This is a genomic window from Bacillus sp. V3B (assembly GCF_024494465.1).
In the GTDB taxonomy this organism is placed as follows: Bacteria; Bacillota; Bacilli; order Bacillales; family Cytobacillaceae; genus Bacillus_BD.
Map to the genome: position 1 here is coordinate 25,589 of NZ_JAETXM010000004.1, position 17,792 is coordinate 43,380.

Sequence of the window (17,792 nt, forward strand, 5' to 3'; positions counted from 1 at the left end):
AACCTGACTAATTACCTTCGTCTAACTCTCCTATCGGGTGTCGGTTTAACCTGATTATTAAATACAAAAGGAGAAGAGAAAATGTATAATTTTCAAGATGAATTACAAAATTTAGGAATGGATCATTACCAAGTTGGTGAGTTAATTCCTATGGATCTTCAAAGTCAAGACCCGCGCCAGTTTGGTGATTTTGGTACGTTCGGAGGCCGATGCGGAGGCGGAGGCCGATGCGGAGGTGGGGGCCGATGCGGAGGTGGAGGCCGATGCGGAGGTGGAGGCCGATGCGGTGGCTTCAGATGTTTTAGTTGCTTTAACTGTTTTAGCTGCTTTAGCTGCTTTAACTGTTTTAGATGTCATAGCTGTTTCCGCTGTTGGGGAAGTTAATCGTTCTTTAAAAAATTTAGTTATTTAATGATAAAAAAGTGTCCCTGCATGACTTGTAGCAGGGGCACTACTTTTTTGGTTAATCATAAAGGACAAATAAAAGTACATACAATGATAGTGCATAATTCGTAACGATTAGAAGTAAGGAGGAGCTGAATGACAAAACTTAACGCGTCCACACGTCTGAAGGTAAAAAGGGATACATTTTATCTACCTGATCAAGAAGGAGGTGCGTATTTTAGAAATAACGAAAGCTCATTCCGTATGAAAGGAGGTACCATCTATCAGTGGATTGAAAAACTGATACCAATGTTCAATGGGGAGCAAACATTGGGAGATTTGACAGAGGGATTAACGGCCCCTTATCGGGACAGGGTTTATGAGATCGGAGAAACGTTGTACAAGAATGGCTTTGTTCGAGATGTAAGTAAAGATACTCCCCATCAATTAAAAGCAAAAGTTCTCGAAAAATATGCTTCACAAATTGAATTTATTGAGAATTTTGTAGATTCTGGTGGGTACCGTTTTCAAGGATACCGTCAGGCTAAAGTTCTGGCTGTTGGATCTGGTCCCATTCTAGTTGCATTGGCTGGTGCATTAATCGAATCGGGAATTCCTAAATTCCATTTCATGGTAACAGAATCAAAACCTACAAATCGGCTTCGGATGAATGAGCTGGTACAGAATGCTCATAAAGATGACTCCGAGGTGGTGGTAAAGGAGGTCCCATTTGAAAAAGGGGGGCACAGAAGTTTTTGGAAACAAGTTGTGCAGCCCTATGATTGGATTCTGTATGTATCGCAGGATGGAAATATAAATGAACTAAGGAATCTTAATTCAGTTTGCAAAGAGGAGAGGAAGGCATTTCTACCCGCCATATGTTTAGACCAAGTGGGGCTTACAGGTCCATTGGTTCATCCGGAATCAGAGGGATGCTGGGAGTCCGCATGGCGTCGCATCCATCAATCTGCATTGCAAGAAGATCGGCAGCTACAAACTTACTCTTCAACAGCGGGATCGATTCTGGCGAATATCACTGTATTCGAGTTTTTCAAGAAGGCTACAGGAATTGCAGGTTCAAATCAAAGTAATCAAATTTACCTGCTTGATCTTGAAACGCTGAAAGGCGACTGGTTATCATTCATCACACATCCGTTGGCTACGTCTAGAAGTGTTACGCCTAGACTGGTTGAAGATTTTGATTTAAGGCTCAAACAGGAATCGGACAGAAATGACCCCTTGAGTAATCTCCTGGAATATTTCAGTCGATTAACTTCCGAAGAGATAGGAATTTTCCATACCTGGGAGGAACGAAATTTGACACAGCTTCCTCTTGCACAGTGCTATGTTCAAGCAGTTAACCCAGTGTCTGAGGGACCGGCAGAGCTTCTGTCAGAAGTTGTCTGTACCGGTCTCACACATGAGGAAGCAAAAAGAGATGCCGGGCTGATGGGCATTGAAATGTATGTTTCACAAGTGATCAAGGAATTCAGAGATCAGAAAGATAAAGCTCATATGAACATGTCAGGAGGGTTTATAGGCATCGGTGCAGGGGAAACAATCGAAGAGGCTGTTTGTCGAGGGCTGCAAGTATATTTAGACGAAGAATTGGGAGAAAGAAAGGTTGAGCAGCTGGGCACGATCTTTGATGTGCAGCTAGGATCAATAGAAGATCAGCCGTGCAGATTTTATTTAGATGCGCTGACTACCTTAAATGGTCCACCGATCATCGATTTAAAAGAGGATATACTGGGCTTTCCTGTCATACGGATAAGGTCGAATGGTCGATCGTACACTAGGGCGGGTTTAAATATAACGTTGGCATTACGAAATGCATTACAACAAGCACTTTTGAATACTCAAAACCAGGTGAATTCAATGGTAAGGCATGAAATGGAGCCAGCCGAATTTCTTGAAAAAAAGGAATCTAAACTCAAAATCCCTTCTTGTGATGAAATGACACAATTGGAGCTATTACAATCTTCCATTCAGTTCTTACACCAAAACAGGAAACGCTTATTCGTTTATGACCTTTCGTTCGAACCTTTTTTAAAAAAGGAACTGGCAGGGGTGTTTGGTGTACAGGTTCGAGAGGAGGAATCCTAATGGCAGCCAGTATTCTAATGGATGGAAAAGGTTTATTAGCGGATTTTGTCTATAATCAATTGTCCGGGAACTATCTCATAAAGCGTCAAAGTATATTAGAAGAGATTCCCGAAGAAATAGAATTGGCTCTGGTGCTGCACGATGCCTGGTATCCATCGGTTCATCAAAAAGCGGAAGAAAGATTCAGGGCCGCAGGTATTCCATGGCTTCGAGGTTTTGTTTCTTTTGGGGAGGGAATAATGGGTCCATTCGTACGCCCCGATACACAGGGGTGTTCTCAATGTGCTGACATACGGCGCATGATAGCGGGTCCAGATCGTCAAGAAATGCGGGAGTTTCAAGTGAGAATAGCAGCAGGAGAAGGTATACTGCGAGATGCTTGGGCATCACGAACGGGACTATCGCAAATGGCAACTTTGATATGTAATGAGGTGCGGAGGGTTCTTCAAGGAGAATCCAGTCTCTTAGAAGAAAGGGTGTTCATTACTAACCTGAGAACATTATCGAACTCTAGTCACCATTTCTTGCTTGACCCATCTTGCCCGATGTGCAGTTCATTACCTATTGACACATCAGAATTAGCTAAAATCAGGTTAGAGTCTAGTCCTAAAATGAATGATGGTGGTTATCGTTGCCGATCAATGGATGAATTAAAAACAGTGCTAGTTAAAGATTATCTCGATTATCGTACAGGGCTCATGAATGGGAAAATGCAGGATTTCAAGTTGCCGTTTGCTGATGTTTTAGTGAACATGCCTCTGTTTGGAGCGGATGAGGGAGTAGCAGGAAGGTCTAATTCTTATGAAATGAGTGAGCTAACTGCTATTTTGGAAGGTTTGGAGCGATATTGCGGGATCGAGCCTCGAGGCAAAAGGACAGTCGTTCATGATAGTTATCATCATTTAGAGAATCAAGCACTAAATCCTACAAGAGTAGGGTTACATGAAAAGGGACAATATGAAAAGCCACATTTTCCGTTTAAACCGTTTAATCCTGATTCTCCAATGAATTGGGTCTGGGGCTACTCATTCTTACAAGAACGTCCTATTTTGATTCCGGAGTTACTTGCCTATTATAGTTTGGGCTGTGGGGAGGGCTTTGTATATGAGACATCCAATGGATGTGCATTAGGGGGGAGTTTAGAAGAAGCCATATTTCATGCCATTATGGAAGTCGTCGAGCGAGATTCATTTTTACTAACCTGGTATGCTAAGCTCCCCCTTCCGCGTCTTGACCTTCGTTCTGCTAACGATAAAGAATTGCAGCTGATGGTCGACCGTATACGTGAGGTGGCGGGATATGACCTTCATTTTTACAATTCGACGATGGAACATGAGATTCCAAGCGTTTGGGCAGTGGCAAAAAACAGAAGATCCAAGGGTGTAAACCTCATTTGTGCAGCCGGAGCTAACCCTGATCCTGTAAGGGCTGTAAAAAGCACGATTTACGAGCTTGCAGGAATGATGTTTAGGGATGACGAAAAATTGGAGGAAAACCGACAAAAATATGAAGCGATGCTGCAAGATCCGTTCACAGTACGTTCCATGGAGGACCATGGGATGCTATACGGTCTGCGAAAAGCAGAGGAACGACTGAATTTTTTATTGGATGATCATCGTCCTTTACGTACGTTTGCTGAGGAATTCAAGAAGCCGCCGGCAAATACTGATTTGAAGGATGATCTTCAGGATATCCTTCAGAGGTTCCGACATTTAAACCTTGAAGTCATTGTGGTTGACCAAACAACGCCTATCACCAAACGAAATGGATTATTCTGTGTAAAGGTATTGATTCCTGGAATGTTACCGATGACATTTGGGCATCACCTTACCCGCGTAAAAGGTCTGGAGAGGGTACTCAAGGTACCCATGCAACTAGGATTTGTGAAGAAACCGTTATCGTATGAACAGCTTAATCCATATCCCCATCCGTTCCCATAATGGAAGAGTAGGAGGACAAAAGATTTGGAGCTGGAAACATTTCTACATCAACTACATTTTGACACGGATAAAATCTTTCCGACGGATTGGCAGGTAGATTGGGAAGATGCGCCACTTCCCTATAAACTGTACCGTGGCTTGCCAGAGATCCCTCTTACTGCAGAAGTACCATTAACACTCAAGAAACGAGAAGCTCATCTAAACCCCAGTCTGGAAGAACTTGGTCATTTCTTATGGTATGTATACGGTCTAACTCAATATTCTCAATCCGCTTTAAACGAGGGAACCAAGGAAAAAGATGTGAGCTTTACTCAGTCGTTACGGAGATTTGCTCCCTCTGGAGGGGCATTGTATCCCAATGAATTATATGTGTATGTAAAGCTGGATGACACTCGAAAGGGAATTTACCATTATGATGTGGCACATCATCGGCTCATTTTGTTACGAGAGGGAGATTACGATTTCTACTTATCCAGAAGTCTTGAAAATAGCTTTAATGGTTCTGACTGTTTTTGTACCGTTTTTGTCTCGACAGTTTTTTGGAAAAATTTTTATAAATACAATAATTTTTCCTACAGACTCCAAGGATTAGATGCAGGTGTGTTAATTGGGCAAACATTAGAAGTCGCTAATCGGATGGGGTACTACCCACGGGTCTGCTACCAATTTCTTGATCGCTCTATTAATCATTTGTTAGGGCTATCCGAACAGGATGAAAGTGTATATGCGGTGATCCCATTAAGTATGAAACCATCTATCAATGGTGTTGATAACGACCAAAATACAGAAGAAATGGTTTCTGTCGCTGAATTGTGCCGGGAAGTGCCATTGTTGAATCATGTTTCCTATAACCGTTCAAAGAGAATCATTGATTATCCGATGTTGAGAAAACTGAATGAGGCATCCATGTTCGAGACAACACAGTCATTTGTAAAGATAAAGAAAAATAAAAGTGTGAAACTTTCCTTAGATACGGAGATCATCTTGCTTCCATTTACGGAGTGCTTTTCGTACGATCTCGCATCCGTTTGCAGGAACCGGTTTTCCCCTGATATGGATTTTATGATAGGAAAAGTGAGTCAAACACAACTATCCACTTTATTAAAAGAAATATTTTCCTTCGCGTATCAGAATGACCTTGACGACACATATGGGAATCTTGATACTCGTGTTTCTTTGTATGGCAGTTTTTATAATGTGGAGGGAGTTCCGAGTGGAGCCTACTCTTATGACAATAGCGCCCATGCACTTCGGAGAATAACCAAAGGGGATTACCGGGAGTTTTTACAATGTGGATTAACCATGCCCAATGTGAATCTGTATCAAGTTCCGCTCTGTATGCATGTCGTTGGAGACAAGGATCACCTCAAAGAGAAATTGGGATATAGGGGATATCGCATTCAACAGATGGAAGCGGGTATTCTTGTGCAACGACTGCTCTTGGTATCGTGTGCCTTAGGGATGGGGGGGCATCCACTGCTAGGATTCGATGCGAATCAATGTGATAAACTTTACAGGATCGATTCGAAAGGAAAAACTAGTTTGATCCAAATCCCGGTGGGTCCATACCGTCCGCGCGCCTGGTTAAAGGCGAGTTTGCTTAGTTAGGAGAGGCAAGAGTAACGCTCTGTTTGTGATGCAAGAATAGTTATGTACAGTAAGGATTGCATAGAATGCACCATGGTCAAAAAAGTACTAACTTAGAAAGGAATTCCATTTGAGGTAAGAGACGTGTCGACCAAACCTGAATATCCAAAGAAAGTTGAGAAGTTCGGCTTTATCGTAAATAGGCGAGAATACCCCTTCCTCAAGGAACGATAGTGAGTAGGGAGGGGTAGTTCAAGGAAGTTCTTGTCCCTGTGATAGGAAATGGAGCGGTAAAAGAGTTTAATTCAGATCCAAATATTAATTAACTAACCCTAAATAGCCTAGTCTTTGCTCAGGACTGGGCTATTTAGGGTTGTAGCTGGAATTGGAAATAACACTATGCATGCACAACGATAGTACTTATGTGTTTATGCGGCTTCTTTTTTGCATTCCAACACTCAGTAAAAGGCTTGCATAAGCTGGCAAAAAGGGGTTGATTGAATGAGTATTATTACTTTTATTCTTCACTTTGACCAACACTATTACTTTATTCTCCTCCTAAAAATTTTTTAAGAGCTTCTTTATTTTGATGCAAGTCCGCTTCTAATACTTCACCAATCCCTTCATAACGTTTATTTTGAAAACTGTCATCTTCAGGGATGCGTAATGTTTCTATATCTCCACTTTTCTTAGTCAAAATGTCTTTTCCGATCGTCAAAAGTGTGGAAGTATCAATATTTGTATCGATGTATGTATTTAAAAGATCTAATAGCTCAGGAAGTTTCACCACACTATTTAGACTTACAGCTTCTTCCTTTAATTTTGAGATCACTTCTTGCTGTCTTTGTACTCGTCCGAAGTCACTTAAACGATCATGACGAAAACGGACATATCCTAACAACTCTGTACCATGCAGTTGTTGCTTACCTTCTTCTAACGTCATTCCTATACCAGAGGACATCTCATATGGTATGTCTACTTCAATTCCATTTGGAACGAGGAGATCGACAGCTTTTTCGAATCCTTTAAAGTCGATAATCGCATAATAATGAATATCCAGCTCGAAATTTTCTTTAATGGTTTCCCTTAGTAATTCTGGACCTCCATATGTATAGGCTGCATTCAATTTTTGCTGCCCATAATCAGGTACAGAGACATACACATCACGCATTAGAGAAATAAGTTTTGTCTTATGAGTTTGTGGATCATAATGTGCAACCATAATCGTATCCGTTCGAGCTTGTTTTTCTCCGCGTGAGTCACTTCCTAATAAAAGAACATTGACTGCATCCATTTTACTTTTTTCTCCTTGAAACGAATGATTTGCTTCAACTTTTTTAAGTGGTTGGTTGAGTGTTTTTATCGTTCTTTCTATGTACTGAAATACATTAAAAAGACCAACCATAAAGATCCCTATGAGAAGAAGGGAGCCAAATACTCTACCCCATTTTACTCTTGTTTTTTTCTTTTTCGTCCGTGCCAAACTTTGCACCACCTAGGATGAATAATAATTAACTTACAAACGATATTTAAATGTATCCCCATTAGATTATGGAAGCATCTTCAGTTTCTGAAAGGGTTAAACAGAAAAAGAAGGAGTTTCGATCTTTTTTACAAACTCTTGAAGTAGTCATTATCCCATAATTAGTTTTCATCTTTTTGAATATTAGATTACATTTCTTTGAAATTCTGATTACATTGTTTTCATTTTTTCTGTAAAACCTAAAACACATAGTAATTAGTCTAGTAAATAGTGTGCTGCCAATAAACCGAGAAAAGGTAGTTTAAGATATTTTCAAATAAAAAAGTCGATATTCGCTAAGTAAATATCGGTAAATCTAAATTAATTAGGCATTGCATGGTTATCTAACTGATATTCCAATATTAACTAAAGGTCAGATCCTTGAGTTCAAAATATATGCCTAGACAGATGGTAGTATAAGTTAATGTACTTTGGACAAACATTTTATCAGCATAATTTTTGCGAAATAATTAGGTTTAATTTTTTCATTCCAATTTTCTCAATTGTGTGCCTGAAGCGCGTTGATCATAAAAAATGTTCTACTCCTGCTTTTTCATTCTCTTTAATCATTTTTACTACTTCATCAAGCAGTGACTGCAGCAGAAAACCATGAAAGAAGTTCTATTCCGCGAGAGGCTGTCACAAAAACCATTCTTGAGGTTATTAAAGGAGAAAATACTTTCAACGGGTCATTTGATCTTACTTTTGAGGGAAACTCCAATCACAGAGGAAATTAAGACCTTATAAACCTATATATTCCATATTGGATGAGTTTTTTTATTTTGAACTAAAATTTGCTTCATTCTCCCGAATAGTTCTGTTTACTTTAGCCATCATATAGACTAGTAAACCAAAAGGAGTGAGCAAAATGAAAAAAAGTTGGATGATGTTAGGATCCACAGTATTGTCACTGTGTCTCGCAGGCTGCGGAGGTAATGATGATACCGCGATGAATGATACTACCGATGGTCAAACAGTACAAACAAAACAAGTAAGAATGAGGAATGTAAACAATGTCAATAATAATAATGGCACTCTTACAGTTTCAGATCGTGCAGAGCTTCAGGTAGAGAAGATGGAAGAAGTAGATGAGGCGCACGTGATCATCTCAAACAATAATGCCTATGTAGCTGTCAGGCTAGTTAATAACAACAATGCTGCAGGAAACGGGACCAATAATGGCAACAATGGAGAAAGCGCAGGAACAGGCAATGCAAATAACAATATGGACAATAATGGAAATACCAGAGTAAATGATGCACTGGATGGAAACGGAAGAACATTAATCGAAAATGGGACCGTTAATCAGGATGGCAATAATGGTATGGCAGGTGATGGCATTATTGACGGACAAGGTGATGCAGGAAGCGAAAATCGCCAAAATACAGGTGCAGACAATGGCGGAAACAACAATAATATCTTTGGAGTAGGAAATGGAGATGAGAATGGAGCCACCGGAGATAATGCAGGGGAAATTGCTTCACTAAAGAACAATTATAGTGAAGTATCTAATGCTTTTGAGCAAAAAATAGCCGATCAGGTACGGCAGGTTGACAAGAAGGTCCACAAAGTATATGTTTCCAATAATCCCGACTTGTATAATAGAATGAATACGTTTGCAGATGATATCAGAACAAACAGGAATAGAGACGGCTTATTTGAAGATTTCAATGACACAGTCAATGATTTCTTTGGAAGGTAAAATGATTAGCAAGAGGATATAGATATCTGAGCGTATTCAAAAACAAACGAACAAGATTGCTTAAGGTAATTTAGATCAAGAATTTGATAAACTAATGATATTTTACGGTGATTTTATGTTAATTTTTTGGTGTATATAATAGATATTCTGTTACGGTTTACGGTCAATTTTCGATAAGACCGTTATAGACTGTGAGAGAAAACTGAGTAAGGCTTATCTCGAAAACTGTTCGGTTCGTAGCTCACTTGATACTAATTCAAGGGGGCTTTTATTATGAGAAAAAGACTGTTCCATTGTGTTGCATGTTGTATGGATATACGATAATTATTCGTGTTGATTCATTTGAGGATTGGAATCTATGTGAAGAATGGAATAAATTTGAAGAAATAAAAAAGTTATCTGAAGAACAGGTAATAAATAAATAAATTTTTTGAGCTAATACGTATATTCCATATTGACCTACAGACAATTATAGGTAACGATAGTAATATATTATATTTTTTACTTGGAGGATATTATGAAATATATTAGTACACGCGGGAATGTAAGTGAAATTGGCTTTATTGATACAGTCTTGATGGGACTGGCAACGGATGGAGGACTTTTAGTTCCGGAAAGAATCCCACAAATCCCTGCAGAAAAGCTACAGGCAATGTCCCAGTTGACTTATCAGGAATTAGCATACGAAATCATTTCCTATTATGTTGATGGGGAAATTCCAGAAAATGAACTCAAAGAATTAATCGAGGCAAGCTATGGAACTTTCCGTCATCCTGAGGTAACTCCTGTTCAAAAGGTAAAGGATAACATGTATGTGCAAGAATTGTTCCATGGTCCAACCTTTGCTTTTAAAGATGTTGCTCTGCAATTTTTAGGGAATTTGTATTCCTATATAGCAAAGAAGACAGGTGTAACGATCAATATTCTTGGTGCTACTTCAGGGGATACAGGTGCATCAGCCATTGAGGGCGTAAGAGGAAAAGAAGGAATCCGCATTTGTATTTTGCACCCTCATGGAAAAGTAAGTAAGGTTCAAGAGTTACAAATGACGACTGTTCATGACGAAAGTGTTTTGAATTTAGCGATTGAAGGAACATTTGACGATGGTCAAAGAATGATTAAGGAATTATTCGCAGATTTGGAGTTCAAAAACAAATATCATCTGCGTGCGATTAATTCCATTAACTTTGCTCGAATTTTAGCGCAAACCGTTTATTACTTTTATGCGTATTTCCAAGTGGCAAAAGAGAAAGACATAAAGACCCTAAACTTCAGTGTGCCGACTGGAAATTTCGGGGACATCTTTGCTGGTTATTTGGCGAAGAGAATGGGTCTTCCAGTTGGTAAGCTTATTGTCGCAACAAATGAGAATAATATTTTAGAGCGTTTTATTAAGGATGGAGTGTACCAGCCTGGTGAGTTCCGCAGCACATATAGCCCTTCGATGGATATTCAAGTAGCCAGCAATTTCGAACGTTATCTGTACTACTTACTTGATGAAAATCCAAGCGAAGTAACTGCCTTAATGGATCAATTCAAGTCAGAAGGCAAAATTGTTGTGAATGAGGAACAACTGCGTCAGGTAAAAGAAGATTTTGCGGCACATGGAGTAGCAGGAGAAGAATGCTTGCAAATCATCAGAAAGTACCATGTTGAATCAGGTTATTTACTTGATCCACATACTGCTTGTGGGGTCGCTGCATATGAAACCTGTAACGATCCTAGTGAGGTAGGTGTCACACTTGCAACTGCTCATCCGGCAAAATTCAATGAATCCATTGCACTTTGTGATATTAAGCAGGTATTCCCTGAACAAATTAGTCAATTATTTGATAAACCGCAATATCAAGAAGTGGTCGAGGCGGAAAATGATGAAATTGTCCGTAAATTAGAGAAGCATTTTAGTTCTTCTGCCCAATGAAATATATGGGAAATATTGTAAAACTTGCTTTAGTATAATTTGAATGATCCTAATCTCATATCGAATTAGTTTTTTTGTTTATAAAAAAGGGTAATCTCTATGCTGTAAATCAGCGGGAGACTACCCTTTTTTCTTCTAAATTATTTGTGGAACAATCGTATGAAATAAGATTTTTCAGGCGTCATAGAGAACTTTGTTCATTTTTATCATACCCTACCCCCAAGTAAGATATATATTGATCGAATAGTATAGTAACTCATACTTCGGAGGTTAGGTTAGATTATGGGAATCCTTAAAATTGATATCGATAAACTACTAGAATCTACTGCGGATCTAACATCAGAGAATAATAGTTTTAAATCGAAGCAAATTGAGATTGATCAATTGTTAGAGCGAACTCTAGAATGGTAAAAATACTTAAATGTAATTATAGTAGTAAAAAAGCCTTCACCAAAACTAGAAGGCTTTTTTATTTTGTATTTACATCTGTAACTTTGTTATTCGCAGAACACACTTATTCTGAATTAAATTATTTAAGGCTTCGTTTAACCGAGTCAGTGAACCTCTGGCTTAAGATAATAAATATTCTTTTAAAGCCGCTTCATCGAGTATTTGGATATTTCGGTAAGTTAATGAAATCCATCCTCATTTTTCAAACCTTTTTAATTCTTTTGTTGTGGTTACTCTGGCAATACCAATCAATTCAGCTAAATCTTGATGTGTATAATCCATTGAGTAAGATTTACCTGTTTCCTTGTTTTTTTGTATCGTTGTAAGGTACCGATCTTTTCGGTTGCACTATATAAATTCGCTTCTTTTGATTCATTTTTTTCCCATCTTCTTAATAAGATTGTAACTTAAATTACAATCTTTCCGAAAGAACAATGTTATAATAAAATAAAGTTATCATAAATGGTAAGGTGCTTCTTAATCTTAATGGAGCATCGAGTCCAGTTATGAAAGAATAAATAATACGAAATGGGGTATTAAAATGAAGAATATCACAGTACTTGGAGCAGGTATTATGGGACATGGCGCTGCTCAATTATTTGCCCAAGCAGGATATAATGTACGTATTCAAGCTAGACGCGAAACATCATTGGAACAAGCAAGAGAACTTATGACGAACAGCTTGAAGATTATGGTTGAAAAAGACATGCTGACTCAACAAGCAATGGATCAGACATTAGCTAATATTACATATACAACAAATTTACGAGAAGCTATACAAGATACTGATTTCATTCTTGAATCAATTCCCGAAGTTCTTGAAACAAAATTAGATACTTATGAAATCATTGAAAGCGTTGTCTCTGAAAAGACAATTATTTCGTCTAATACTTCTACGTTCCCATTAAAAGAATTAACGCAAAGAGCGAAGAATCCTGAAAGATTTATCATCACTCACTTCTTTAACCCACCACAACTTGTACCAATTGTGGAAATTGTTAAATTTGAGAAGACAGATGAAAAAGTCATAAATGTAACGTATGACTTAATGAAAGAAATCGGAAAATCTCCAGTTGTACTGAAAAAAGAGATTACCGGATTTATCGTTAACCGCGTTCAAGTGGCTTTTCTACGTGAATGCTTCAACTTAATTGAACAGGGAGTATGTACGGCAGAAGATATCGATATCGCTGTGAGAGGAAGCATGGGCTTTAAATGGGCTTTCTGCGGACCAATGGAAAGTCAAGATTTAGCCGGCCTGCAAACAACAGCAGCTATGGTACACAACATTGAACAAGATCTATCTAATACAAGAGAACTTCCTTCATTCTTAAAAGAAATGGTAGAAAACGAACAGCTTGGTATACGTTCAAATAAAGGTTTCTACGAATATGATGATAATGGAGCAAAAGCCATCCATACAAGAGACGATAATTTCTTAGATCTTCTAAAGTTAATGCAGCAAAAAGCAGAAAATAAGGAAGAAACTGGGTTATCTGCCAAATAAGAAGTGTTCTGAAATGGGAATAAGCATCTGGGTTTAATCCATCTGAGGATTATCGACAGTTAAAAACATATAAAAAAGAAGTTGGTTATTTAATCAACTTCTTTTTTATTTTAAGTTTTGAAGAGCTACTGTTACAGGTACGCTCGGAAAAATTTTATTTCACAGAATTGTTCCACGAGAGGTTTATATAATACACAAGATGAAGTAGGTATATCCATATTTACCTTACTTCGTGTATTTTTAATTTATCTTATAAATGAACCATATATAAATATATATCTAAGTCTATGGTTGAAGTTATTTTACTTACGATTCCTCAGTCTCATTTAATCAGTTAAGGATTAAGGTATATCATTGAACAAACTAGTTAAAGTAATGGGGGCAAGTCTTATACAAGACAAGCTGCTTCGGCAGTTTTTTTCTTGTTACTATTTGGATTTAGCTTGAATGACTAAAGTGTGTAAAAAAGGTTCCCCTAAATTATAGCAAAAAGCAATTAAAATACTGGAGAAGCACGATGAAATGAATGGTTGGGAAACTGTTAAACAAATTAGTAGAATCTCAGAAGTTTTCTGTATTATGATTATTGCCGAGGGGTCTGTGAATAAGAGCTGTTTAAAGTCCTGTTAAATAAGGCTAGATTAATAGAAAGGAAGTCGTGAAAATAAAAAGGCTTGGTAGCATATTCGTTACACTTTGTATTGTACTAATTGTGTCTATACTATATTATCAATATTTAACAAAAGCTGAAGTAAAAAAAGAGGTATCGATGCCAAGTGATCTTCACCCTGTAGTAGAAGAACGTACAAATGAGCTCGTTCAAAACGTTGCTGAAAAGGGAATTTCTATTCTTATAACAGATGGGTTCCGCAGCATTGAAGATCAGAACCGTCTTTATGAAAAAGGGCGTACTACTGGTGGAACGATCGTCACAAATGCTAAAGGTGGGGAATCACTGCATAATTTTGGCCTTGCGGTTGACTTTGCGATAAAGACAAAGTCAGGTGAAGTGATTTGGGATACTGAATATGATGGCAATGGAAATGGTTCTTCGGATTGGATGGAAGTTGTAGAGAGTGCTAAGGTTCTTGGGTTTGAATGGGGAGGAGACTGGAAGAACTTCAAAGATTATCCTCATTTACAGATGGACTTTGGTCTGAGTCTTGCGGAGCTACAAGGAGGAGAAAGCCCCATGGTAGCGGTTGATATGGAGAAATGAAAGTCTGCTCCTCCTTACCCCCCGACAGGTAAAATAAATTGATTCCCTTGGCGCTGGAGGCAAGAGAACCCTTTTCCCTTGCTTCATTTATTTTTAAATACATGATTTAAGTACTGAAGGGCCTTTTCTCGGCTTCCAGTATACTTTTCTTCTCTTTGACGATCTTTTTTAATCTTTTCTAAAGTGGCTTGCAGAATTTCTTCCTCTTTTTCTGTTAGAATGACAATCACACCATCTGCATCTCCAACAATGATATCACCAGGACTCACACTCACCCCACCACTTGAGAGGGGAACTTGTAATTCTCCTTTTATGGCCTTTAGACTTGCTGATATGGTTGTTGCCCGACAAAACAAGGGAAAATCCAAGTCTTTAATCCCCTGTACATCACGAATAGCTCCATCTATGACTATTTCTTGCAATCCTAGATTCTTTGCAAGACTTATAACAAAATCACCGGCAACGGCTCGCCCTGTATACCCTTTGCCGTCAACGACCAAAATATCTCCCAGCTGCGCTTCTCTAATTCCTCGTAAAATCCCAGTATTATCTTCTGCAGGAATTTTCACCGTGAACGCTCTTCCTGCTATTTTGTCACTTTCCTTTAAGGATTTAATAACCGAATCCATATGATTAAAGCCCTTTAATGCGTCTGAAATTCCTGTTGTGGGTAATCCATAAAATCTATCTTTAATTGATGACATAGTAGGCAATCCTCTGAAAATCAAATTATTAATCTACTTATAGTGTTTATTGGTTTAAGATATGAATAACTAGAGAATTATTTTGAAAGAAATATAAATACACATAGTTGATTTTAGATATCAAGTTAGGTTTCGTATCTAAACAAGAATATAGTGGTAACATATACCTTGTTTAAAAAATTTTAAAAGACATATTTTTCATGAAACACTCACATGAAACAAAATTTTCTGAGGTATTTTTCTAAGGAGAAAAAATGACAACAACGATAACGTATATGAAAGAATGGCAGAAGGCTTTGCAAAATGAGATACGTCATTTAAAAAAATATGGTGGAAATCGGTTCATTATCACAAATGGCAGACTTTTATCAAACGACGGTCCTTTTAGTTATTATTTTGATACGGCGATCCCTTTGCGGATTTCGGTGGGATCCACGATTAAACTGGAATGGGGCAGGGTAAAAAGCAGTGGACGAGTCCTTTCTTCCGAGGGAAAAGGGGTTATTCTCTCATTAGAGAAAACCCTAGGGGATCTCGTACAGGAAGCATATTTATTGCATGATCCATGGGAATTGCTTGAACAGCTAATCGAGCGGTTTGACGAGATCAAAAAAAGTAAACGAAAGCGATTAAGGGTTAAAAGGTTGATGGATCCTTCAATGGAAGCAAAACATCCTGTTGAAAAGATCAAGAGTAATGTCCATGAACTTGTTTTACGGTCCAAATACAATCCAGTTACCTTCGTCTGGGGTCCACCGGGAACAGGTAAAACATATACATTGGCCAGGGTAGCGGCTAATAAATATGTTCAAGAAAAGCGAGTGTTGATTCTGTCACATAGCAATCAGGCTGTCGATGTTCTGTTGGGGGAAATGGCTGCTTTCGTCAAAAAGAAAGAGAGATTTTGTGAAGGAGATATTCTTCGCTATGGATCGAATACAGGCAAAGCGCTTGCTGCCCATAATGGAATCACAACAAACCAGCTCATTGAAAGTCAGGATCCCATGCTTGCGGTAAACAAGGATAAACTAATAGAAGAAAGGCGCCATTTAAAGCAAGACTTGGCTCGTTCTTTTAGTAAGAGAGATTCAAACGATCTATTGGAGATTGAAAGTAAGCTTGCAAGATTGCTGGAAAAAGTCCGGCAGAAAGAAATTCAGTTTTTGAAAGAAGCGTATGTCGTGGGAACGACACTTGCAAAGGCAGCGACTGATAGAACTGTTTATGAAAAGGATTATGACGTGGTCATCCTCGATGAAGCAAGTATGGCTTATGTTCCCCAGGCCGCTTTTGCAGCTTCTTTAGGTAAAAGGGTCATTATTTGCGGGGATTTCAAACAATTGCCCCCGATTGCTTCAAGCTGGGATCCACTTGTTGTCAAATGGCTGAAAGAGGATGTGTTTCATCTGTCAAGAGTTGTTGACTCATTGAGCAAAGGCGAACTGCACCCCCATCTCTTTTTATTAAGGGAACAGCGGAGAATGCATCCTGATATTTCAGCCTTCACGAATCAGTACATTTACCATTCCCTTGTAGGTGATCATGAAAGTGTTTTTAAGAGCAGAAACAGGATCGTTAAACAAGCTCCGTTCCCAGGAAGAGCAGCCGTCCTTTTGGATACGAGTTTCACAGGTCTGCACTGTGTAAACGATCGAGTATCGAATTCGAGATTTAATCTATGGCAGTTGTTGTTCTCTTTTCAATTGATTCATGAATCATACCTTGGCGGTGCCAAATCGATTGGATATGTGACACCATATCGCGCTCAGGCAAATTTAATGGAGTTGTTGCTAGAAGACTTATATGAGAAAGAGCGACATGAAGCAGATATTATCGCCGCTACCGTTCACAGGTTCCAAGGAAGTGAGCGGACTGTGATGATTTTTGATACGGTAGACAGTGGACCGCAAAATCGTGCCGGTATGCTATTGACTGGCAAGGATAGCGAACGGTTGATTAATGTAGCGATTACAAGAACAAAAGGGAAGTTTCTTCATGTCAGCAATCAGAATTTTATTCAGAAACATGTTTACCAGGGGAAAATGCTAAGACAGCTCGTCGACCACCAAGTAAGGAATAATCAAAGAATCACAACAAAAGAAATTGGATCGTGGATTCGGAAGCAACACGAAAGATTACAGTGGGTACATGCACGGAAATTAGAGCCTATTTTTCAAGATATTGAATCCGCACGATCCTCTGTTTTAGTTTCTTTACCAGAGGATACGGTTTTATCTGGAGAATGGAAAGACAAGCTGTTGAATAGAGAAAAATGTGTAAAATTGACAGTTGTTTCGGGCCAAGAGTGGGGTGAGTTACATACAAATGAATGGATTCAGGAGAGTTTTCCTTTTCCGTTTGTGATGATTGACACTCAACTTTTCTGGCTAGGTCTGCCGCTAGAGGGGGTAAGAGAAGTACAGCCTCCATTCGTTGCCGCTAGACTGGATTCCAGAAAGATGTGCGAATACATTTTAGGGCAGTTTTAGATATTTGGCTATGTTAATGATTCATGTTGAAAATTTGCCTTTGGTGTATGTGGCCATGTGTTTGATTTCATGGAATAACTTAATGGATACGTATACCAAAGGAATTTAAAGGATCAACAATATTGTTTAACAAAGCCGATTATTTTTAAAGAATTCTCAAAAGGATTTCCCTTCCTCAAGCCTGTGTAGGGTGTAGCTAAGGTGATAGGGGATTGCGTTTCTTTTCAGCCCGTAGGAGAAATGATTTTAAATTAATATTTA

12 protein-coding genes and 1 pseudogene are annotated in these 17,792 nt (G+C 38.6%); 10 read left to right on the forward strand and 3 right to left on the reverse strand.

The features are described 5' to 3' along the window. The first annotated feature begins 117 nt into the window (after nt 1-117). From JMM81_RS23000 to JMM81_RS07250, 4 genes are all read left to right on the forward strand, one after another. Nucleotides 118-384 (forward strand): heterocycloanthracin/sonorensin family bacteriocin, encoded by a 267-nt coding sequence (locus JMM81_RS23000; protein WP_375162359.1) that lies wholly within the window; start codon nt 118-120, stop codon nt 382-384. A gap of 156 nt (nt 385-540) precedes the next feature. Further along, nucleotides 541-2,490 carry a putative thiazole-containing bacteriocin maturation protein gene (locus JMM81_RS07240; protein ID WP_256240890.1) on the forward strand — a complete coding sequence of 650 codons (1,950 nt, stop codon included), beginning with the start codon at nt 541-543 and terminating at the stop codon, nt 2,488-2,490. Then, nucleotides 2,490-4,430 (forward strand): TOMM precursor leader peptide-binding protein, encoded by a 1,941-nt coding sequence (locus JMM81_RS07245; protein ID WP_256240891.1) that lies wholly within the window; start codon nt 2,490-2,492, stop codon nt 4,428-4,430. The genes JMM81_RS07240 and JMM81_RS07245 overlap by 1 nt, the downstream gene beginning before the upstream one ends. A 24-nt stretch (nt 4,431-4,454) precedes the next feature. Next, nucleotides 4,455-6,038, forward strand: a complete 1,584-nt coding sequence (locus JMM81_RS07250) for a SagB family peptide dehydrogenase (RefSeq protein WP_256240892.1) — start codon at nt 4,455-4,457, stop codon at nt 6,036-6,038. 526 nt (nt 6,039-6,564) lie between these two features. Here the strand turns inward: JMM81_RS07250 and JMM81_RS07255 are convergent. Beyond that, nucleotides 6,565-7,509 (reverse strand): LCP family protein, encoded by a 945-nt coding sequence (locus JMM81_RS07255; protein WP_256240893.1) that lies wholly within the window; start codon nt 7,507-7,509, stop codon nt 6,565-6,567. 979 nt (nt 7,510-8,488) lie between these two features. On the opposite strand from JMM81_RS07255, the gene JMM81_RS07260 reads away from it, so the two are divergent. The 3 genes from JMM81_RS07260 to JMM81_RS07270 all read left to right on the forward strand — a co-directional run bounded on the left by JMM81_RS07260 (nt 8,489) and on the right by JMM81_RS07270 (nt 11,573). Further along, nucleotides 8,489-9,241 carry a YhcN/YlaJ family sporulation lipoprotein gene (locus tag JMM81_RS07260; RefSeq protein ID WP_256240894.1) on the forward strand — a complete coding sequence of 251 codons (753 nt, stop codon included), beginning with the start codon at nt 8,489-8,491 and terminating at the stop codon, nt 9,239-9,241. Nucleotides 9,242-9,758: 517 nt separating this feature from the next. Then, nucleotides 9,759-11,162 carry a threonine synthase gene (gene thrC / locus JMM81_RS07265; RefSeq protein WP_256240895.1) on the forward strand — a complete coding sequence of 468 codons (1,404 nt, stop codon included), beginning with the start codon at nt 9,759-9,761 and terminating at the stop codon, nt 11,160-11,162. Between the two features lie 282 nt (nt 11,163-11,444). Then, nucleotides 11,445-11,573, forward strand: coding sequence for a hypothetical protein (locus JMM81_RS07270; RefSeq protein ID WP_256240896.1), 129 nt, complete (start codon nt 11,445-11,447; stop codon nt 11,571-11,573). A gap of 234 nt (nt 11,574-11,807) precedes the next feature. On the opposite strand, the pseudogene JMM81_RS23005 reads toward JMM81_RS07270, so the two are convergent. After that, a pseudogene (locus JMM81_RS23005) lies at nt 11,808-11,933 on the reverse strand (helix-turn-helix domain-containing protein); the annotation flags it as partial. A 220-nt stretch (nt 11,934-12,153) separates the two neighbouring features. Here JMM81_RS23005 and JMM81_RS07275 point away from each other — a divergent pair. Beyond that, nucleotides 12,154-13,119 (forward strand): 3-hydroxyacyl-CoA dehydrogenase family protein, encoded by a 966-nt coding sequence (locus JMM81_RS07275; protein WP_256240897.1) that lies wholly within the window; start codon nt 12,154-12,156, stop codon nt 13,117-13,119. Nucleotides 13,120-13,777: 658 nt separating this feature from the next. Then, a complete protein-coding gene (locus tag JMM81_RS07280) occupies nt 13,778-14,338 on the forward strand; it encodes a M15 family metallopeptidase (protein ID WP_309143478.1) in 561 nt (186 codons plus the stop codon). Between the two features lie 83 nt (nt 14,339-14,421). On the opposite strand, the gene JMM81_RS07285 is transcribed toward JMM81_RS07280, so the two are convergent. Then, nucleotides 14,422-15,042, reverse strand: a complete 621-nt coding sequence (locus tag JMM81_RS07285) for an RraA family protein (protein WP_256240898.1) — start codon at nt 15,040-15,042, stop codon at nt 14,422-14,424. A gap of 254 nt (nt 15,043-15,296) precedes the next feature. Between JMM81_RS07285 and JMM81_RS07290 the strand changes: the two genes are divergently transcribed. Continuing rightward, a complete protein-coding gene (locus JMM81_RS07290; protein ID WP_256240899.1) occupies nt 15,297-17,531 on the forward strand; it encodes a DEAD/DEAH box helicase in 2,235 nt (744 codons plus the stop codon). Nucleotides 17,532-17,792: the final 261 nt, after the last annotated feature.

Bases quoted from the DNA above. Each gene is read 5' to 3' on its own strand.
- JMM81_RS23000 (WP_375162359.1), top strand. From the start codon at position 118: ATGGATCATTACCAAGTTGGTGAGTTAATTCCTATGGATCTTCAAAGT.
- JMM81_RS07240 (WP_256240890.1), top strand. From the start codon at position 541: ATGACAAAACTTAACGCGTCCACACGTCTGAAGGTAAAAAGGGATACA.
- JMM81_RS07245 (WP_256240891.1), top strand. From the start codon at position 2,490: ATGGCAGCCAGTATTCTAATGGATGGAAAAGGTTTATTAGCGGATTTT.
- JMM81_RS07260 (WP_256240894.1), top strand. From the start codon at position 8,489: ATGAATGATACTACCGATGGTCAAACAGTACAAACAAAACAAGTAAGA.
- thrC (WP_256240895.1), top strand. From the start codon at position 9,759: ATGAAATATATTAGTACACGCGGGAATGTAAGTGAAATTGGCTTTATT.
- JMM81_RS07270 (WP_256240896.1), top strand. From the start codon at position 11,445: ATGGGAATCCTTAAAATTGATATCGATAAACTACTAGAATCTACTGCG.
- JMM81_RS07275 (WP_256240897.1), top strand. From the start codon at position 12,154: ATGAAGAATATCACAGTACTTGGAGCAGGTATTATGGGACATGGCGCT.
- JMM81_RS07285 (WP_256240898.1), bottom strand. From the start codon at position 15,042: ATGTCATCAATTAAAGATAGATTTTATGGATTACCCACAACAGGAATT.
- JMM81_RS07290 (WP_256240899.1), top strand. From the start codon at position 15,297: ATGACAACAACGATAACGTATATGAAAGAATGGCAGAAGGCTTTGCAA.